This is a genomic window from Kutzneria sp. NPDC052558 (genome assembly GCF_044547355.1).
In the GTDB taxonomy this organism is placed as follows: domain Bacteria; phylum Actinomycetota; class Actinomycetes; order Mycobacteriales; family Pseudonocardiaceae; genus Kutzneria.
This window is the reverse complement of sequence record NZ_JBIUAG010000021.1, coordinates 1-19,015: the sequence shown is the minus strand read 5'-3', so window position 1 is coordinate 19,015 and position 19,015 is coordinate 1. Positions and strand designations below refer to the sequence as shown.

13 protein-coding genes are annotated in these 19,015 nt (G+C 70.8%); 7 read left to right on the top strand and 6 right to left on the bottom strand.

Features of this window, described 5'->3' with window-relative positions:
* Window positions 1-158: 158 nt before the first annotated feature.
* Complete coding sequence (locus ACIG5F_RS31610) at window positions 159-1,862, top strand: HEXXH motif domain-containing protein (protein ID WP_396523567.1); 1,704 nt, start codon at window positions 159-161, stop codon at window positions 1,860-1,862.
* Here ACIG5F_RS31610 and fxsT read toward each other — a convergent pair.
* The 6 genes from fxsT to ACIG5F_RS31580 all read right to left on the bottom strand — a co-directional run bounded on the left by fxsT (window position 1,855) and on the right by ACIG5F_RS31580 (window position 12,069).
* Entirely contained in the window at window positions 1,855-6,093 is a 4,239-nt protein-coding gene (gene fxsT / locus ACIG5F_RS31605) for an FxSxx-COOH system tetratricopeptide repeat protein (RefSeq protein WP_396523566.1), read from the bottom strand. The genes ACIG5F_RS31610 and fxsT overlap by 8 nt on opposite strands.
* On the bottom strand, window positions 6,090-7,058 hold the full coding sequence (locus tag ACIG5F_RS31600) for an AAA family ATPase (protein ID WP_396523565.1): 969 nt from the start codon (window positions 7,056-7,058) through the stop codon (window positions 6,090-6,092). Before ACIG5F_RS31600 ends, fxsT begins: the two co-directional genes overlap by 4 nt.
* Before the next feature lie 38 nt (window positions 7,059-7,096).
* Window positions 7,097-8,512: a hypothetical protein gene (locus tag ACIG5F_RS31595; RefSeq protein ID WP_396523564.1), complete on the bottom strand. Its 1,416-nt coding sequence runs from the start codon at window positions 8,510-8,512 to the stop codon at window positions 7,097-7,099.
* 292 nt (window positions 8,513-8,804) lie between these two features.
* Window positions 8,805-9,335, bottom strand: coding sequence for a hypothetical protein (locus ACIG5F_RS31590; RefSeq protein ID WP_396523563.1), 531 nt, complete (start codon window positions 9,333-9,335; stop codon window positions 8,805-8,807).
* Entirely contained in the window at window positions 9,332-10,369 is a 1,038-nt protein-coding gene (locus ACIG5F_RS31585) for a hypothetical protein (protein WP_396523562.1), read from the bottom strand. Before ACIG5F_RS31585 ends, ACIG5F_RS31590 begins: the two co-directional genes overlap by 4 nt.
* Window positions 10,370-10,380: 11 nt before the next feature.
* Window positions 10,381-12,069, bottom strand: coding sequence for a hypothetical protein (locus ACIG5F_RS31580; protein ID WP_396523561.1), 1,689 nt, complete (start codon window positions 12,067-12,069; stop codon window positions 10,381-10,383).
* Between the two features lie 130 nt (window positions 12,070-12,199).
* Between ACIG5F_RS31580 and ACIG5F_RS31575 the strand changes: the two genes are divergently transcribed.
* The 6 genes from ACIG5F_RS31575 (at window position 12,200) to ACIG5F_RS31550 (ending at window position 18,760) form a co-directional block, all read left to right on the top strand.
* On the top strand, window positions 12,200-13,351 hold the full coding sequence (locus ACIG5F_RS31575) for a sensor histidine kinase (RefSeq protein ID WP_396523560.1): 1,152 nt from the start codon (window positions 12,200-12,202) through the stop codon (window positions 13,349-13,351).
* Window positions 13,348-14,004, top strand: a complete 657-nt coding sequence (locus tag ACIG5F_RS31570; RefSeq protein ID WP_396523559.1) for a response regulator — start codon at window positions 13,348-13,350, stop codon at window positions 14,002-14,004. Before ACIG5F_RS31575 ends, ACIG5F_RS31570 begins: the two co-directional genes overlap by 4 nt.
* A 9-nt stretch (window positions 14,005-14,013) precedes the next feature.
* Window positions 14,014-14,583, top strand: a complete 570-nt coding sequence (locus ACIG5F_RS31565) for a DUF6886 family protein (RefSeq protein WP_396523558.1) — start codon at window positions 14,014-14,016, stop codon at window positions 14,581-14,583.
* A gap of 67 nt (window positions 14,584-14,650) precedes the next feature.
* Window positions 14,651-15,568, top strand: a complete 918-nt coding sequence (locus ACIG5F_RS31560; protein WP_396523557.1) for a GlxA family transcriptional regulator — start codon at window positions 14,651-14,653, stop codon at window positions 15,566-15,568.
* Between the two features lie 27 nt (window positions 15,569-15,595).
* Window positions 15,596-16,066, top strand: coding sequence for a winged helix-turn-helix transcriptional regulator (locus tag ACIG5F_RS31555; RefSeq protein ID WP_396523556.1), 471 nt, complete (start codon window positions 15,596-15,598; stop codon window positions 16,064-16,066).
* 285 nt (window positions 16,067-16,351) lie between these two features.
* Window positions 16,352-18,760: a right-handed parallel beta-helix repeat-containing protein gene (locus ACIG5F_RS31550; RefSeq protein ID WP_396523555.1), complete on the top strand. Its 2,409-nt coding sequence runs from the start codon at window positions 16,352-16,354 to the stop codon at window positions 18,758-18,760.
* Window positions 18,761-19,015 lie beyond the last annotated feature (255 nt).

Sequence of the window (19,015 nt, the reverse complement as noted above, 5' to 3'; positions counted from 1 at the left end):
TTTCACTCTCCGAGCTTCGTACCAGCGCGGATCCCGAGTTGAAGCGGTCAGAAGCGCGCATAGTGCACGAGGCTGGAAGTCCCTGGCTCGAGGTGCTCAAGACCCAGAGTGCCGGCGGCGGTAGCGGCTGCTGACGGCCCGGGATGTACACCACACACGTGCTCACCGATGCCGAGCTGGCATCGATCGCCCGTGGACGTGGCGGCACGGCGGCGGTGCGCAAGCTCCGTGCCGGCTACCACAGCAAGGTGCTGGTCAGCCTGCGGGCGTTGCTCGATCTCGCCCCGGCCGGCCTGGCCCTCGATGAGGCCTGGGACACACTGGTCGACGCCGAACAGGCCGATCCAGGGGCCGTCGCCGAGGTGCTCGACCGGCCCGAGGTGCAGGGCTGGGCGACCGACACCCTGCGACGCGTGGCCACCACAAAGGACCGCGAGCAATTGCTCCCCTTCGCCGGCCAGGCCCAGGCGGTCGCCGCCGCCGCCGCGATCGCCGCGGGGATCGATTGCAAGCTCGCCATACCGGCGATCGCCGGCATGATTGCCTTGCCTGGGCTGGGGACTGTCACACTGACCTCGGATGATCACGCCGAGTTGGCGGTGATATCGCGGCGTGTGTTCGTGCGTACGGTGGACGGGACCGTCCAATTGCCGGAAACCCTGACCAAGGATGGCCCGGGATGGCAGGCACAGCAGCGAGTTCGTTGTGAGCACGCGGGCAAGGTGCTGGACGTCGCTCTGGACGACAGCCAGCCCTACCGGTTCGGTGGCGTGCGGCCGCCGCGACGGCTGACTCCCGACCAGGTCGAGGGCTGGCGGCAACGCCTGGACCGGGCTTGGCGGTTGTTGGCGACCAATCATCCCGACACCGCGGACGAGCTGGCGGTGGGCATGTCCGCACTGGTGCCGAGGGCGGCGGCGAACCGGTTCCGGCTGGCCAGCGCATCGACCGCGGATGCCTTCGGCACCATGGAAATCGGGGCGGTCGAGGACGCGGCGACGGTGGCGTCGATGCTGATCCACGAGTTCTCGCACAGCAAGCTCAACGGTGTGCTGACCCTGGTGGCGCTGGACGTCGAGGACCGGCACGAGACGTACTACGCACCGTGGCGGGATGACCCGCGACCCTTGCACGGATTGCTGCACGGCGCGTATTCGTTTCTGGCCGTCACCGACTTCTGGCGGCGTGAGCGGCACAGCGACCCCGTGCGGAATCTGGAGTTCGCCGTGCGGCGGGGGCAGGTCGTGCCCGCGCTCGAGGCCATCGCCGGCAGTGGCCTGCTCACGGCCAGGGGTGAGTTCTTCGTCCGTGAGATGACGTCGGTGGCCGATGGCTGGGCGGACGGCGTGGTGGCGCCGCCGGTCCAGCGGCTCGCCGACCGAGTGCTGGCCGATCACCGTGCCACCTGGCGGATTCGGCACCTTCGCCCGTCGGACGGTCAGGTGCGGCAGGCAGTGGCGTTGCGGCGAGCCGAAAAGCCGTGGTCCGGGGGCCATCAGGCCGAGCTCGTGCCGACCCTGGATCCGATGGTGGAACCACGGGCCCGGACCCATCTCACGCAGTGGTCGCTGGCCGAACCGACGACCTTCGCCGCGCTCACCGACGAGACGGTGGCCGATGAGGTGCCGGGGGCCACGCCGGCCGACCTGGCGCTGGTCAACGGGGCCGGCGATCGGGCTCGGATGCTCTACGTGCAGCAGATCAGGACCGACCCGCACGACCATGCCGGGTGGATCGGCCTCGGACTGGCCACCGGCCGCCGCAGCCTGCTGGAGTTCCCCGAGCTCGTGCGCGCGACACACCTGGCCGAGCCGGGTGACCCTGAGACGTTGGCCGCCTGGTTCGACAACGACCTCAGATGATCGTGATCGGTTCGATGTCGCAGTCGGCCCGCAGACGGTTCTCGGCGTTCCCCGTGGCGGGATGAGCGGGGCCGAGGCTGTTGCGGAACCGGTCCAGCAACGGCGTGCGCTCGGCCTCCGCCTCATCGTCCCGGCGTAGCGACGCCAGGTCGAGCGCGTGGTTCAGTGCCACTGCCAGGGTCGACGGGTGGCGGTCGCCGAGCGTTCGCCGGGATCGCGCGTGCGTGTCGGCGTCCAGTTCCAGCGCCGCCTGGTGATCTCCCGCCGCGGCCAGGTCGCTGGCCAGGTTCGTCGCGGCGACCAAGGTGAACGGGTGGTCGACGCCAAGGGCGGCCCGAAAGTGCCTGAGTGCCAACCGATCCAGCCGCTCCGCCTCCTCGACCACGCCCATGAGCCGGACCGACACGGCCAGGTTGGTCGCGGCGGCGGACGTGAACGGATGCTGCTCGCCCAGTGTGCCGCGGTAGCGGTCCAGGCTGCGTTCGCCGAGCGTGCGGGCGACCGGCAGGTCGTCGGCGTGCCTGCGGTCGATGGAGACGTTCATCGCCGCGGCCATCGTCTCCGGGTGATCGTCGCCGAGCCGCTTGCGAAACCCGCGCAGCGCCTCGGTGGACAGCTCCAACGCGCCGACGTGATCGCCGGCCTTGCGTCGGGCGACGGCGAGGTTGGCGATCGCGGTGAGCGTCTGGGGATGCTCGCCGGTGAGCAGAAGGCGATGCGCGGCAACGACGTTCTCGCCCAGCCGGCAGGCCTCGGCGTGGTTGCCCAGCAGCCGCTCGTCCAGCGCGATGGCGTCCAGGGACATCAGCGTGAACCGGTCGTCGTCGCCGAACATCGTCCGGCGGCCGTCCCACACCTGCTCGTCCATGATCCTCGCCTGCGCGAAGTCGCCGGTCAACCGTAGGCCGATCGCGAGATTGTGCTGGGCGTACAGCGTGTTCTCGTCGTTCGGGCCGAGCGTGCGGGCACTGCGTTCCAGAGTGTCCTCGTTGAGCCGCCGCGCACCGTGGAAGTCGCCGATGGCCCTGAGATCGGAGGAGACCAGCCCGGCCAGGATGAGCGTCTCCTCGTGGTCGTCGCCGACGGTTTCCCTGAGCAGGGACAGGGTTCGCTCGTCCATGTGGCGAGCCTGCTGGAAGCGGCCGAGGTTGCGCAGCGCGGTCCCGACCCGGCGGGCCGCGGACAGTGTGTCGAGATCCCGCTCGCCGAATCGCTCGTGCCAGACCCGCCGGGCCTCTTCCGCCGTCTCGTACGAGGCCTGGTAATCGCCCCAGGCGTTGAGGAACACCGCCTGGTTGACCACCAGCCGCCGAACATCCGTGTCGTCGCAGTCGATCGCGCGGGCCGCCCGCACGTGTGGCTGCAGACTGCTGTAGACCGGCCAGTGCTTCGGCACCCCGGGTAGACGTGGATCGGTCTTCAGCAGCAGCAGGTGGGCGATGTGACGCATCCTCGCTTGTTCGGTCGGGGTCATCTGGTCCTGCACCACGGCCCGCACGATGCGGTGCAGCTGGACGGTGTCGTTGTGGTAGTCGACGCGGGCGAGGCTGTAGCGCTTGACCTCGCGGATGGCGCGGCCGAGTTCTATGGGGCGGCGGAGGGGTTCGGCGAGTTCGGGGGGGACGGCGGCGTCGCCGAGGTCGCTGAAGATGCCGCGGCGGATGGGTTCGGGGGCGAAGCAGGAGCAGAGCTGGACGAACAGCAGGGCCTGGGGGGAGTCCTGGCGGAGGCGGTCCAGGGAGACGTTCCAGGCGGCGGCGACGGTGACGGGGTAGTCGATGGGGGCGTGCGCCCGCAGCAGTTCAGCGCGCTGGCGTTCGAACAGCTCCAGGTACTCGGGCACGGGCATGCCGGTGGCGGCGCACCAGGCGCCGGCCTGTTCGAGGGCCAGGGGGAGGTCGCCGAGGACCTCGGCGAGCTGGCCGGCCTCGTCGTGGGTGAGCTCGGGGCAGCGGCGCTGGAGCAGCTCGACGCTCTCGGTCCGTTCGAAGACGTCGACCTCCAGGGCGCGGGCCAGGTTGGCCCACTCCGGGTTGCGGGAGGTGACGATCACGTGGCCCGGGCCCTGCGGCAGGAAGCCGCGCAGGTCCTCGGGCCGGTCGGCGTTGTCGAACACCACCAGCCAGCGGGAGTCCAGGCTGGGGTTGCGCAGCTCGGCCAGCACGGCGGGCACGGCGACCTGGGGACTGGGATCGGCGGTGGCCAGCCCCATCCGGTCGGCCAGCTCGACGAACGAGGACTGGATCAGCGCGGGATCCTCCGACGGTATCCACCACACCAGGTCGTAGTCGTCGAGGTGGCGGTAGACGTACTCGACGGCGATGAGGGTCTTGCCGACGCCGCCCATGCCGTGCAGGGCCTCGGGCAGCACGGCGGTCGGCGCGGACGAGTCCAGCTGCGCGGACAGCCGGCGCAGCAGCTCCTCCCGGCCGGTGAAGTTAGCGTTGCGCAGCGGCACGTTGCCCCAGATCGGGGGGAAGTCGCCGGGGCGTCGGCGGGGCCGTGGCAGGTGCGGCGGCGTCGCGCCGGGGTGCGCGGCCGTCGCCAGGTCGTTGTGCCCGTCGTCCACGATGGCGCCTTTCGGGTCGTGGACAGGCCGCTCGCGGGGTTCGCCGTTCGCCGGGCTGCTCGTCTGGGGAAACGCGCCCAGCGCGGCACGCAAGGCCTTGCCCCGTCTGGAGTAGTCGCCGCCCAATGCCGTCATCACTGCCTGTTCGACGGTAGCGAATCGGCGGGCCGAAGGACTCCGCAGATCGGGGTGCGGCGCGGTGTCCGGAGAGCGCAGCGCCTCGCGCAGCCCCCGCACGGCGGCGACCCGGGGGCCGAGCCGGTCGGCGACCAGCCGGACCACCAGGGCGGTGTCCCGCCGGGAGCCGGCGGCCAGCAGCTCCTGCCGCACACCGGGCTTGAAGTCGTAGCCGACGGTGCCGACGTCGGTGATCTCGTCGTCGATCCGGGTCAGCAGGCCGGACAGGAACACCTCGGCCAGGTGCGCGCCGCGGGCGTCGGGCAGCATGAAGCGCTGCACGAGGGTCATCACCGGCAGGTTCAGCGGGGCGGCGGCCAGCAGCCGGGCAAGCCGGAACGCGGTGGTGGACGCGGCCGCCCGGAACCGCAGAACCCGGTGCAGCGCATCCTGATCGTCGTCGTCGACGGGCTCGTCGGCCGACTCGGCGGCGGTCGGCCCGGTGCTCACGAGCAGGGCCGGCAGCCGCACCGAGTTCGCGCCGGGCTCGGCGACCAGCCGCGCCCACGGGCCGAGGGTCCGCTCGTCGAGTTCCAGCACCGGCACGGGAATCCGGGCGCCGTCGGGCACCAGATCGCAGCGCAGCCGGCTGTTGGCGACCCGCCGGGCCGCCGCGTGCAGGCGAACCGGCGTCGGCCGGATCCGGCTCCAGTGCCACAGCGACCGGGGCAGCACGTGCAGCACCGCCACCGGACCGCAACGGCCCCAACGGCCCAGCCATTGTTGTACGAGGCCGTCGCGCCAGGCCGCGCCGATGCCGTCGGTGAGCAGCAGCACCAGCCGCCGACCGGTGGGATCCAGTAGTTCGGCCGGACTCCGCCGCGCGCCGGAGGCGGCCTCGCCGCGCAGCCACAGGCTGCCGGTCCGGTCGGTGTCCAGTTGCAGGCCCCGCACCGTGGAGAACGCGGCCTGCCGCTCCAGCAGCACCCGCAGTTCGGTCGCGGTGCGACGCCACAGCACCATCGACTCGCCGGCGTCGACGACGAGCACGACCTCCATCGCCCGATCCTGAGCATGCCTCAGGTAGGGCAGCCAGCGCCGTTGCACGGCGGCGTTGTTGGCGGTCTCCTCCTCGTCGAGTTCGGTCAGCGTGGCCGACAGCTCGGTCCGCTTGAACGGGCGCAGGGCGCGGGAGATCGACCGCTGCCCGGTGAGTCCGAAACCGTTGTGCCAGTCCGGTTCGCCGGCCACGTCGTGCCCGGCGCCGTCGGCGGTGGGCTCCACAACGGCGTCGAGCCGGGGCGGCGGTGAGCTGAGCTGGCCGGCGGCGCTGTCCGAGGATTCGCTGGCACTGCTGGCATCGGTGGCTTCCGGAGGCGGCGGCGGACTCTCCGGTGGTGGGGCGGCGTGGTCGGACGGGCTCGGCATGGCGGTGTCGGACAGGTGCGTCGCCAGGTAGATCGCGTCGGCGATCTCGTCCGCGCGGAGGCGGCGGGTGGGCAAGCGCTCCCCGGTTGTGGCGGGATTGTCCGGCCCAGTGGTCATTCGGCTTCCGTCAGGCGCTGCCACACCGAGTCGACCAGGCTGTCCCACAGCTCGTCTTCTGTGTACGCCCCCGAGGTCACCAGGTACACCGCGTTGAGCAGCTGGTCGGTGGCCAGGCCGCCGAGCCGCCGGCTGCGTTCGAAGAACGACCGCACGAGCTCCCACGACAGGCTGTTCTGGTCGCCGTGGAAGTGCGCGAGCACGGTCGAGGCCAGCTGTTCCACGGTCGGGTCCTCGATGCGCAGACGCAGGCAGCGGCGCAGGAACGCCGGCGGGAACTCGCGTTCCCCGTTGCTGGTGATCACGATCATCGGGAAGGCCCGGCAGCGGACCCGGCCGTGCCGCACCACGGCGACGCCGCCGTCGGCGGTGCGGACCTCGATCTCCGGCTGCACCTTGTCCAGCCGCATCAGCTCGGCGATGTCGTACTCGCCGTCCTCGAACACGCTGAGCAGGTCGTTGGGCAGGTCGATGTCGCTCTTGTCGATCTCGTCGATCAACAGCACCCGCGGCCGCTCGTAGGGCAGCAGGGCGGTGCCCAGCGGGCGCAGCGTCAGGTAGTCGCCGATGCCGCCGGTGGCGCCGTCGTTGATGCTGGCCGCCTCGACCCGGCCGATGGCGTCGTAGTCGTACAGGCCGTGCTTGAGGGTGGACCGCGAGGTGATCGTCCACCGCAACACCTTGCCCAGCCGCAGTTCCCGCGCGATCCGGTAGGCCAGCGCCGACTTCCCGGTGCCGGGCCGGCCGGTGACCAGCAGCGGCCGGCGCAGCAGCAACGCCGAGTTGACGAGGTTGATCTCCTGCGACGAACCGCCCTCGGGCGTGGTGACGATCATGGCCCCGAGGCGGCGGGTGTTCTCGGCGTCGTCCTCCGGCGGGGGAGGCTGAATCGGGCCGCCGTCGAACGCGCGCCACGGCGGCGGTGGCGGCAGCAGGTCGTCGGCGCTGAGATCCGGCCGCGGCATGCCTGTGCCACGGTACGGCCGGTGCCCGCCGCCGGAGGTCACCGCCCGACCTCGCGCCGGGGCGCACCCGGTTCGCCCAGGTCGATCAGCCGTTCGGGGTCGTCCCACAGCAGGCTCACATGCGCTCCCACTTGATCCACGGTGTCCACACGATGGGCTTTACCACGCATGGTCCGAACGCTCTCCCTGATCTGATGGAGTCCGGCCCGCGCGACCAGTTCGGCGGCGGCGGTCGCGAACGCCGCGCCGGCGTCGGGATCGCGACACCACAGCACGATCGGCACGCCCTCGCGCAGCGCCACGGTCAGCGCGTCGGGCCCGAGTTCCGCGCTCGGCTCGATGCGGTGATCCAGCAACACCACCGCGATGTCGCCACGGTCGGCCAGCACCGCCTGCAACTCGTCGAGGTGGTCCTGCCGGTCCTGGTGGCACACATAGCCGGCGCCGGTGTGGTCGCGCACCGCCCGCCAGCGGGAGCGCCATTGCCGCTGCCACGACCGTTTTCGCATGCGTTCAAGACTGCGAACGGACACCTGGTAATGCGTGCCCAGCCGGCGCACGATGCCACCCTCGGCCGACAGCACCCAGCGGTCCAGGGGCAGGTGCACGAGTTCGCGGGGCAGGATGAACTCCAGCGCGATCGGATCCGTGGACATCGCCCAATCCGCCTCGGCGTCGTCGATCAGCTCGGCCACGTGCCGCTCGATGTCGGTGAGGCCGCCGGTGCGGTCCTCGCCGCGCTCCGGCCGCCACTGCCGGTCGCCGGCCTGCCGCCAGTGCGACAGCACGTACCGGTTCTCGTCCACGAGGTCGCGTTCCAGTTGCAGCAACAGGTACAACCGGTCCGCGCCGGTCGCGACCGGCGGCGCCGGCAGGCCGCGCAGGGAACGCATCTGGTCGGTCAGGCCCATTCGCTCCGCCTGCCGGTCGGCCCACCACCGCAGCCGGGCCGCCAGCCCGTTGCCCACCCGGGCGGCCAGCTGCTCCACGAACACCAGGGCCGGTGGCAGGCCGTCGGCGCGGGAGTTCTGGTCCTCCAACCAGAACCAGACGTCGACCAGTCGCTCCAGGCCCGGGTCCGGGTGCGGCGCGGCCGGGCCGAGCACCCGTTGGCACAGCTCGGTCAGCTGCGGCAGCTCGATCCCGTGCAGCATCTCGAACAGCTGTTCGCGGTCGAAGTCGGCGACGAGGTCGAGCGGGCTCATGTCCTCGATCAGCCGGCAGGCCTGCGCCACGGCCAGCGAGCCGGGTTCCAGGTCCCGCAACGCCTCGGCCAGCGCGGTCAGACCGCCGCGGCGGTCGTGGCAGGTGCGCGCGATGCTGAACAGGTGGGCCCGGGTCTCGGGGTACTCGTTGACGTGGAAGCCGTTGCCCAGCTTGTCCCGCAACAGCTCCAGCACGAGCCGGCGCTCGTGGACCGACCGCAGCGACGAGACCTCCTGCAACGCGTCCACGAGAAGCCGAAGGGTCGGGTTACGGTGATCGTGCCGGTGATCGCTCACGCTGGTCCCTCAGGTCCGGATCCGAAGGAGGCGTCAGTGTGGCAGCTGGGAGAGCGGTTCGGCTACGGTGCCGCCGCGGTGTTTCGCCGGAATGGAGTCACCGGCCGGCCGGCGGACCACGGTCGGTAGCCCATGCTGGCGTTGGTCATCGTCCGTCCAGGTGGATGGCCTGTTTGCCTTGCCGGTGGCCGGTTTCGTGGCCAGTCCGGCCGACTGGACGGCAGTCGGCCGGACCGGCCGGGCATCAGGTGGCGGGAACGAGGTTTCGGCTGCCGCGCCGCCAGGCGACGACCAGGAACGCGACCAGGCCGAGGAACGGCAGCGAGCAGACGATCCAGCTCAGCGTGAGCGGCGGTCCGGGCTGTTCCAGGACCTGGAGATCGCTCAAGGTTCCCTCACCGTGGCCCTGGGGGCCGTCGATGGCGAAGGTGAGCTTCCAGGTGCCCTGGGTCTGGAGGGCGAAGACGTCCAGGCCCCAGACGTCCCGCTTGCGGGGATGACGGGCCAGCGGGATCGGGTAGGTGTGCGAACCCGACGGGCCGGTGCGGACGTAGGCGCCGGTCTTGCCCTCGATGCCGCCGTCGGGCGCGAAGGTGAAGTCCAGGGACTGCATGGCCCGCAGCGGCCAGGTGGAGAAACCGACGGTGAGACCGTAGGGGCCGACCTGGACTCGTTCGGTGTGCACGACATTGACCGGCTCGTAGGCCATCGCCGGCGAGGCGGTGGCCAGGGTGAGCAGCAGGGCCGCCAGCACGGCGGACAGGCGCTTGATCATGCCGGCACCTTCTCCCCGACGCGCACCATGGCGCCGAAACGTGAACCGAGATAGGCGCCGAGCCAACCGAACAGGCCGCCGGCGATGGTCGTGGCGATCAGCAGCAGCGGAGTCGCATGTGGACCGTAGTGCAGCCAATCACGTTGCAGGACAAAGGTGAGGCCGAGGATGAGGCCGGCGGTCGCGCCCGCGAGCAGGGGGCCGCGCCGCAGCAGCAGCTCGATGGCGACCGCGGCGAGCAGGGCGGCCATCGGGATGCCGGCGGGGATCAGCGACGGCTCGCCGCCCATGCCGTCCCGCATCGGCAGTCCGACCGAGTCGGCGTAGACCGCGGTGGCCCACGGCGTGAACACCCACAGAATCCCTTGCATGACAAGCAAAGCGGCGGCCGTGGCCAGTGCGGCGCCGGGACGGCCGATGGCGACCCGGGTGACCACGAGCAGCAGCACGACAACCAGGGCGGTGGTGGCGACGATTGTGTCGAACGGCAGGTTCAGGCCCTGGAAGGCGTTGGCGGTGATGGGAAAGTACGTCATCAGCACCGGAACGCTGATGGCCATGGCGATCCGGCCCCACAGCTGGTCCCGCGCGGCGGCGGCGATGATCACCGCGCCGATCATGGTGATGGAGATGGTGGTGAACAGCGCCACGTGCGGCGGCGAGTTCAGCACGGCGTCGAAGCCGTACACGGTGTGCCACCACAGATCGGTGAGGCCGTACAACAGGAACGCGGCGGCCCCGAGCCCGGTCACGAGGTAGCCGAGCGGCGCGGTGAATGCCCCGCCGAACACCCGGATCGGGATGCCGCCGTCGCGCGGGTCGGGTGTCTCGCCGCGGCGCTGCGCGGCCGTCACGGCGAGCACCACGACCAGTGCGGCGATGCCGGCGATGGCGCTGCCCGAGTAGATGAACAGGTGCGGCAGCGTGAAGAACGTGTCCGGCCCCACGTCGATGTGCCACTGCACGTCCCACGAGGTGCCGATCAGCGATATCCCCGTGCCCAGCAACACGAATCCGGCCCCTGTCGGCCTCATTCCCTGCCCCCTCATCCGGTCACCGTCACCGGTGACACGTGTTCGTCCACTCCGGACTGATCCCGCACGGTGGTGACGATCTCCCACTGGCCCGGCATCATCAGCGGCAGCCCGGTGACCCTGAACTTGCCGGTGTCCGTGGCCACGGCCGGAATCTGGCCGGTGGCGTAGCCGGTGGTCGGCATGACGGCCTGCACGCTCACGGTCGCGCCGGCCGACGGCGTCACGTCCAGCTCCGCGGTCCCGGTGTCCACCAACCGGGCCGTGACGTCGTGTTTTCCTTGCTTGGCAGCGGGCGCAGCGTCGACGTGCACCGTCAACGGGATGGTCTCGACCCGGTAGTTCCGCTCCACCTGAATCCAGGCCTGGTAGTCGCCCGGCAGCGGAAACGTGTACGTGAAGGCGACATCCGGGCCGTAGGCGGCGACGGTCTCGTCCGGCGCGCTGTCCCCGTTCACCGGCATCAGGCCGCCCATCGACCCGGCGGCCATGGCCATGCCGGTCATGTCGCCGCCCATCGAGTGCGCGTGCACCCACACCGGCGCGGCCTGCGCGCCGCCGGGGCCGAGCGGGCCGACAGCGAGCAGATGCCCGAGCATTCCCAGCCACGGCTGGAGATCCGCCGTGGTGCCGACGTGGGCGACGATCGTTCCCGGCTGACCGGCGACGAACTCCGGCGCGGTCACGTGCACATCAGCTGGAGAATCCTGTTTAGTGCCAACGGAATCACCACTGGCGTCGATCCCGACCGTGGAGCGGACGAGCTGCACGCCGCCGCCGGTCCGGGCGATCTCCGCCGCCACGGCGTAGTGGCCGGCGACCGGCATCGTCAGCGGGAACTGGAAAACGCCCGGGGTCACGCGGATCGGGTGCAGGTGCCACAGCTGTCCGGACGGCCCGATCACGATCAGGTGCATCAACGCGCTGTCGTGCACCATGAGGTCGTCCACCGGGCGGCCGGTCGCGCCGTCGGTCAACGCCAGCGTGAAGGTCGAGGCCTGGTGCGTGGCAACGGAAGTCGGCGACAGCGACAGGTTGGCCGGCTGACGGGAGTAGTCACCGGTCAGCGGCTGGGCCAGCCGATACGGCTCGGTGGTGTTGATCCCGTCGGCATCCACCTGCGTCCCGGGCTGCGGCGGCAACGGCAGCGACGTCGACAGCACGGCCCCGGTGATCGCCACCGCCACCCCGGCGATCGCGCCGCCGGCCGGGATCATCGCCCACCATGCCCGCCGGGACCGGGTGGCCACCGCCAAAGTCGCCGCCAGACCCACCCCGGTCACGAGAAAACCCAGGTATACGGCCTGTTCCGGCGGGCTGACCGGCTGCGCCGACACCACGAACGGGATGCGCGCCACCCGCTGCCCGTCGTCGATGGCCAGCTCCCACCGCCCGGCCGCGTCCACCCGCAGGTCGCCGCCGTAGGAGCCGGGCCGGGAGCCGAGGGCGACGGCGGCGCCCTCGGCCGAACCCGGGCCGGTGATCGACAACCGCAGCGTTCCCGCCGGCGAGCCGGCATGGGTGAGCACGTCCACGTGCAGCGGGCCGGGCACGCCGGTGACCCGGCGCAGCGTCACGGTCAGCTCGCGGTCGCCGAGCGTCTGGGCCACGTGCACGTCGCCGCCGCCGGACGCGGTGTCCGCGTGCGCCGGCGCGACGAGCAGCAGCCCGATCAGGAGGGCGAGAACGGTGGCTTTCATCGTGATCGACGCTAGGACCGGCAAACGCCCCCGGTAACCACGGCCGCGAGGGATGATTGTCCCCCGTGGGAGGGACTCGGCGTCGGGGTCGGGTGTCGCATGATCGGTGCCGGATCGACCGGGAGGGGCAATGCGGTTCACCGTGCGTGGCACACTCACGCGCCAGTCGTTGCTGGTCGCGGGCCTGTGCGTGATCGCGGACGTGGGCTACGTGTGCTACGCGGACTGCTTCCCGACCACCGTCATGCAGGCGGTCACGCTGTTCGCGATCATCGGCGCCGACCTGTGGCTGGCCGGCCCGGCCCGGCTGTCCGGCTACGTCGCCGTGGCCCACGGCCTGATCCGGATCCTGACCGTGCTGGCGATCGCGCCGTCCGCCGGCGGCAACACCGCCGGCCTGATGATCGCCGGCTACCGGGCCGGCGCGTGGCTGCGCGGCTGGCCGGCCTGGCTCACCATGATCGCCACCACGGCGTGTGTCGGACTGACCCGCTACCTGGCCAACGGCTTGCACAACTGGCCGATCATCCTGCTGATGATGGTGGAGTTCGGGCTGCTGCCCTGGCTGGTCGGCCGCTACACCACCACGCGGCGGGCCTACCTGGCCGAGCTGGAGCAGCGGGCCGAGCAGGAACGCCGGGACGCCAAGGAAGCGGTGGCCAAGGCCGTGTCCGAGGAGCGCGGGGCCATCGCCCGCGACCTGCACGACGTGATCGCCCACCACGTCAGCGCGATCAACGTGCACGCCGGCGCGGCCCGGCTGATCATGGCCGGCGACCAGCACAACGCCAAGCTCGGCGAGTCCGTGACGGCGGTGGAGAGCTCGGCCCGCTCGGCCATGGTCGAACTCCGGCACCTGCTCGACCTGCTGCACGGGGATCGGGCCGACGGGGCCCGGCAGCCCGGCCTGGACAACATCGACGAGCTGTTCGACGGTGTGCGCACGGCCGGCCTGCACGCCTCGCTGTCCATCACCGGCCGGCCCCGTGACCTGCCGGAATCGCTGGACATCGCGTTGTACCGGATCGCTCAGGAGATGCTCACCAACGCCCTGCGGCACGGCGACGGCACCTCGGTCGCGATGGACCTCGACTACGGCGAGTCGTCACTGGCCCTGACCGCCAGCAACCCGATGCCGCCGGGCGCCCGTCCGTCCGACGGCCCGCACCGCGGTCGCGGCCTGGCCGGCATCGCCAACCGCGCCACCATGTTCAAGGGCGTCGCCAGCAGCGGCCCGGCCGCCGACGGCAGCTGGCGTACTTCGGTGGTGTTTCCCCTATGACGCTGGATGTGCTGCTGGCCGACGACCACGCCATGTTCCGCTCCGGGATGCGGGCGATTCTCGGGACCCAGCCCGAGTTCCGCTGCGTGGCCGAGGTCGGCGACGGCAGCGCGGCCGTCGCCGAGACGCAGCGGCTGCGGCCGGACGTGGCCCTGCTGGACGTGCGGATGCCGAAGATGGACGGCCTGGCCGCCACCGAGGCGATCCTGGCCGCGCCCGGCAACCGCACCAAGGTCATCGTGCTCACCACCTACGACCACGACGAGTACGTGTACCGGGCGTTGCGGGCCGGGGCCAGCGGCTTCCTGCTCAAGAGCCTGCCGCCGGAGGAGCTGATCACCGCCGTGCGGGTGGCCGCCCGCGGCGACGCGCTGATCGACCCGTCGGTGACGCACCGGCTGATCGGCCGCTTCGCCACCGCCGTCGCGCCGCCGCCCGAGCCGCCGGAGCTGGCTCAGCTCACGCCCCGGGAACGCGAGGTCCTGCTGCTGGTGGCCAAGGCCCACAGCAACGCCGAGATCGCCGTGCAGCTGCATGTCGGCGACGAGACCGTGAAGACGCACGTGTCGCGGATCCTGGCCAAGCTCGGGTTGCGGGACCGGGTGCACGCCGTCGTCTACGCGCATCTAAATGGACTTGTGCCGGGCCAATAGCCTGGATGGATGCGACCTGAATCCGGCCAGGTGTTGCACTTCTCCGAGGATCCGACGATCACCGTCTTCGAGCCGCACGTGGCGGCCACGTCCAAGTACGCCGAGGCCTACGTCTGGGCGGTTGACGCCTCCCGCGCGCCCGACTACTGGTTTCCGCGCAAGTGCCCGCGGGCCATGGCCTGGACCGTGGAGTCCACCACGGAGGAGGACCGCTCGTGGCTCGGCGGCGAGCGTGTGCACGCGATTGAATACAGTGCGCTGGAGTGGATGCGGACTGTCGAGCTTTTTGCCTACCGTCTGCCGGCTGACGATTTCGAGCCGTTCGGCGACTACCACCACTGCCACGTGTCCACCCGGACCGTCCGCCCGCTCGGGCCGGCCGAGCGCGTCGGAGATCTGTTCGCCCTGCACGAGGAAGCCGGCATCCAGCTGCGGGTGCTGCCCAACCTGTGGCCGTTCTGGGACCGGGTGATCGCCACCACGCTGGGGTTCAGCGGCATCCGGCTGGCCAACGCGTGCCCACCCGGGCAAGCGCCGGAGGTTATCCAGTCAGAAACCGGATGCATCCGGTCGACATGATCGGTCGCCGAGCCCACCATCGCTAGCACCCGGACAGTCCGGGGCGGGTGAGGTGAGGAGGCGTTCGATGCGCCGCGTGGTGTTCCTGGTTCAGCCGCAGGTGTACCTGCTGGACCTGGCCGGCCCGGCCGAGGTGTTCCACACCGCGCGTGACTTCGGCCTGCCCTACGAACTGTCCTATGTGGGCGACGAGCCCGAGGTGGTCACCGCCGAGCTGCTGCCGGTGCGCCTGGCCACGACGTGGCCCACCTTGTCCCCCAACGACATTGTCATCGTGCCGGGCAAGCAGTGCGCCACTTTGGAGGATGTCGCGCCCAGCGAGCGGGCCCTGGCCGTGCTGCGCTCGCACCACCGGCAGGGCGGCATGGTGATCAGCGTCTGCGCCGCCGCCGAGACCCTCGGCCGGGCCGGGCTGCTCGACGGCCGGCGCTGCGCGACCCACCACCAGCTCCAGGACGAGCTGGCCGCGCGCTACCCGGCGGCCGAGGTCGTACGGGATGTTCTGTATACAGTGGACGGAAATCTGGCCACGTCGGCCGGCATCACCAGCGGCATCGACCTGTGCCTGCACCTGATCGCCACCTGGCACGGGCCGACCATGGCCGGCCGCATCGCCAGGGCGCTGGTCGTCTACGCCCGGCGCAACGGCAGCGACGAGCAGGTCAGCGCCCTGCTGCGGCACCGCAGCCACCTGTCCGACCTGGTCCACCGGCTGCAGGACGTGATCGACGAGCGCTACACCGAGCCGCTGCGGCTGGCCGAGCTCAGCCGCAAGTTCGGCTGTAGCGAGCGCACCATCACCCGCCGCTTCCGGGACGCCACCGGCCTCACGCCCCTGCGCTACCAGCAGGCCCTGCGGCTGGAGCGGGCCGAGCACCTCATCGCCAGCGGCACCACCGTCGAAGGCGCCGCCCGGGCCGTCGGCTTCTCCGACTCCCGCACCCTGCGGGCCCTGCGCGCCGCCGCTCGTACGGCCTCCGTCTAACTTCTCAACCCAGATTACACTGGGGGCGTGGACGACCAGGTCAGCTACAGCACCGAGAACTGCTCCATCGCTCGCACCCTCCAGTTGGTGGGCGAGCGCTGGACGCTGCTGATCCTGCGCGAGGCGTTCTACGGCAACCGCCGGTTCGAGCAGTTCCAGGCCCGCACCGGCGTCGCCCGCAACCTCCTCGCCACCCGCCTGGCCACGCTCGTCGAACACGGCATCCTCGACCGCCAGAGCTACCAGGAGCCCGGCCAGCGGGCCCGGCAGGAGTACCGCCTCACCGCCAAGGGCAAGGAGCTGTACCCCATCCTCGTCGCCCTGCTCGACTGGGGCGACCGCCACGTCGCCGACCCCGCGGGCCCCGCCGTGCTCCTGCACCACCGCGACTGCGGTGCCCCCGTCCACACCGACCTCCGCTGCGACGCCGGTCACGAGCACCTCGCCGCCCGCGACATCAGCCCCACCCCCGGCCCCGGCGCCCGGCAACTCGCCTGATCTCGCCCCTGCGAGCGCGACTCGCCGGGGGCGGGGGATTTGGCTCTCGCTCCTGGGGGGACCGTATGTCTATATTCATCGGACGTCTGGTCCACTGGAGGTCCGATGCGGTTCGCCATCGTTGTCGCCGCACACCTGGTAGCCGCGGCTACGGCCGTGGGTGTGAATGGGCATACCTCGGATGTTCTGCATGTTTCGCCCGATGGGTGGGGTGGCTTATGCCTCAGCCAGCTGCCCTGTTCGCTGACCACGGCCCGGGACAAGGCCCGGCACGAGGGCGGCGACGTGGTGGTCGAACTGGGTGGCGGCACCTACCGGCTGACCACACCGTTCACCCTGGGGCCAGAGGATTCTGGCAGACCGGGGCACAGCGTCGTCTACCGGGCCGCCCCGGGGCAGCATCCGGTGCTCAGCGGCGGCGCCAGGGTCACGGGCTTCACCAAGGTGGACCCGGCCAAGAACATCTACCGGGCCAAGGTGCCCAAGGGCGCCGAAAGCCGGGACCTGTTCGTCGACGGCACGAGGGCGCAGCGGGCCCGCGGCGCGGTCAACCCGGCGGGCTTCTCCACCACGGCAACGGGATTCACCACGGCCGACGGCTCGTACGCCGGCTGGACCAACCAGAGCCAGGTGGAGATCGTCAACGACAGCGGCTGGAAGCAGATGCGCTGCCCGCTGGCGTCCATCAGCCGCACCGCGGCGGGCGGCTCGGACCTCACGGTCGACCCGGCCTGCTGGAACAACAACCACAGCAGCGTGCCCAACCCGGGATTTCCCTTCAACGGCGCGGGACTGCCGGCGCTGAACGGCATCAGCTGGATCGAGAACGCCTACCAGCTGCTCGGCACGCCCGGCCAGTTCTACCTCGACGGCGCGGCCGGCTACCTCTACTACGTGCCGCGGCCCGGTGAGAACCTGGCCAAGGCCGACGTCGAACTGCCTACCGCGCAACAGCTTCTGGACGTCAGCGGCACGCCGGGTCACCTGGCGCCGCTCAACGACACCGACTGGCGGGCCGTCTACACCGGCAGCTGGGGCTACCAGAACGGTCGCCCGACCGGCGACCTCGCCGGGGACGTGCACTACACCAGCACCGACGGCGACTCCTTCAGCTACACCTTCACCGGCACCGGCATCCAGGTGCTGTCCGAGACCAACTCCGACGAGGGCAGCGCCGACGTCTACGTGGACGGCGTGAAGACGCAGACCGTCGACGCCGGCTCGCCGGAACGCCTGGCGCAGCAGGCGATCGTCAGCGTCACCGGCCTGCCCAAGGGCCAGCACACGGTCAAGCTGGTCAAGACCGGCGGCGCCTACATGCTGGTCGACGGGGTCACGGTGATTCCCGACGTCGTGAACCCCGTGCACGACATCACCTTCTCCGGCATCACGTTCGCCTACACCACCTGGAACGCGCCCACCGCCGAGGGCTACGTCGACAACCAGGCCGGCGTGCTGTGGGATCCGACCACCCGGGCGCCGATCCGCATCCCCGCCGCCGTGCAGGTGCACCGAGGCCAGCGGATCACCTTCTCGGACGACACGGTGCGCGACGTCGGCACCAGCGGCATCGCCCTGGCCGACCAGACCCAGGACTCCACCGTCTACCGCAGCGCCGTCACCGACACCTCGGGCATCGGCGTCAGCGTCGGCGAGGTCGACGACTACTACCAGACCCAGCCCGCGCTCCAGACCAGCGGAAACTCCGTGTCCGACAACACGATCCAGCACGTCGGCCAGGAATTCGCCGACGCCGTGGGCGTTCTCGTCGGGCACAGCCGCAACACCACGCTGTCGCACAACGACATCGGCTACACGCCATACTCCGGCATCTCCATCGGCTGGGGTTGGGGCTGGGCCTCCAGCTGTGCACTGCAAGCCAAGCAAGGACTTTCGCAGCCGTGCGCCCACGGCACCACCTACACCGGCGGCAACCACGTCGTCGGCAACCACGTGCACAGCGTCATGGGCGAGCTCAACGACGGCGGACCCATCTACACCCTCGGCGGCCAGGCCGCGCAGTCCGAGTTCACCGGCAACGTGCTCGGCGAGTGTGTCAACGGCTGCAACGCCATCTACCACGACGAGGGCAGTTCCCTCTGGTACACCCACGACAACGTGGTCAAGTCCATCGGCGGCTCGCTGTGGCTGAACCTGTGGACGCCGACCATCCACGACGACAGGATCGTGGACAACTACACCGACACCGGCAACTACAACAACAGCGGCACCGACATCACCCTGCAACCGTCCACGGTGGTCCCTGACGGCAACTGGCCGCCCGCCGCCCAGGCCGTCATCGACGCCGCCGGGCCCGACACGCCCAAGCCGAGCCTGGTCGACGACGACGATCTGCGCGTCGCTTACCACGGCAGCTGGTCCTTCCAGGGCGGCCGCTCCTACGGCGACCTGAACGGCGGCGTTCACTACAGCCAGCAGAACGGCGCCTCGGCGACGATCACCTTCAACGGCACGGGGATCAGCTTCCTCACCGAGACCAACTCGGACGAGGGCCAGATCGGCGTCACCCTCGACGGCGTGGCCCAGCCGGCCGTCAGCGCCAACACCGCGCAGCGCGGCGTGCAGCAGAAGGTGTTCACGGCCAAGGGATTGAAGCCCGGCCCGCACACCCTGACGGTCAGCAAGCTCGACGGCACCTACTTCCTCGTCGACGGCTTCCAGCTGATCGGCTGACCGAGCAGGCCCGAGAGATGTCATGAAGGGGCCCTTCCTGACGTTCAACAGTACTTTGTTAGGGAGGAAGGTTTCGTTGGCATAGCACGCAGGCCCCGGCCCAGCAGCGCAGGATGTCCTGGATGAGCAGGGCGGTCTGGCGCAGTGTCAGGCCGGGGCTACGCTTTTTGACATGGCACGGCGGTGTTCTATGAGGAACAGCAACGCGGCGGTGACCAGCGTGGTGTGACGGTGCCATCCCGGCCAGGTACGGCC

Excerpts from the sequence above, each read along its gene's own strand:
- ACIG5F_RS31560 (WP_396523557.1), top strand. The coding sequence starts at position 14,651 with ATGCGCCGCGTGGTGTTCCTGGTTCAGCCGCAGGTGTACCTGCTGGAC.
- fxsT (WP_396523566.1), bottom strand. The coding sequence starts at position 6,093 with ATGACCACTGGGCCGGACAATCCCGCCACAACCGGGGAGCGCTTGCCC.
- ACIG5F_RS31565 (WP_396523558.1), top strand. The coding sequence starts at position 14,014 with ATGCGACCTGAATCCGGCCAGGTGTTGCACTTCTCCGAGGATCCGACG.
- ACIG5F_RS31585 (WP_396523562.1), bottom strand. The coding sequence starts at position 10,369 with ATGAGGCCGACAGGGGCCGGATTCGTGTTGCTGGGCACGGGGATATCG.
- ACIG5F_RS31590 (WP_396523563.1), bottom strand. The coding sequence starts at position 9,335 with ATGATCAAGCGCCTGTCCGCCGTGCTGGCGGCCCTGCTGCTCACCCTG.
- ACIG5F_RS31600 (WP_396523565.1), bottom strand. The coding sequence starts at position 7,058 with ATGCCGCGGCCGGATCTCAGCGCCGACGACCTGCTGCCGCCACCGCCG.
- ACIG5F_RS31580 (WP_396523561.1), bottom strand. The coding sequence starts at position 12,069 with ATGAAAGCCACCGTTCTCGCCCTCCTGATCGGGCTGCTGCTCGTCGCG.
- ACIG5F_RS31575 (WP_396523560.1), top strand. The coding sequence starts at position 12,200 with ATGCGGTTCACCGTGCGTGGCACACTCACGCGCCAGTCGTTGCTGGTC.
- ACIG5F_RS31570 (WP_396523559.1), top strand. The coding sequence starts at position 13,348 with ATGACGCTGGATGTGCTGCTGGCCGACGACCACGCCATGTTCCGCTCC.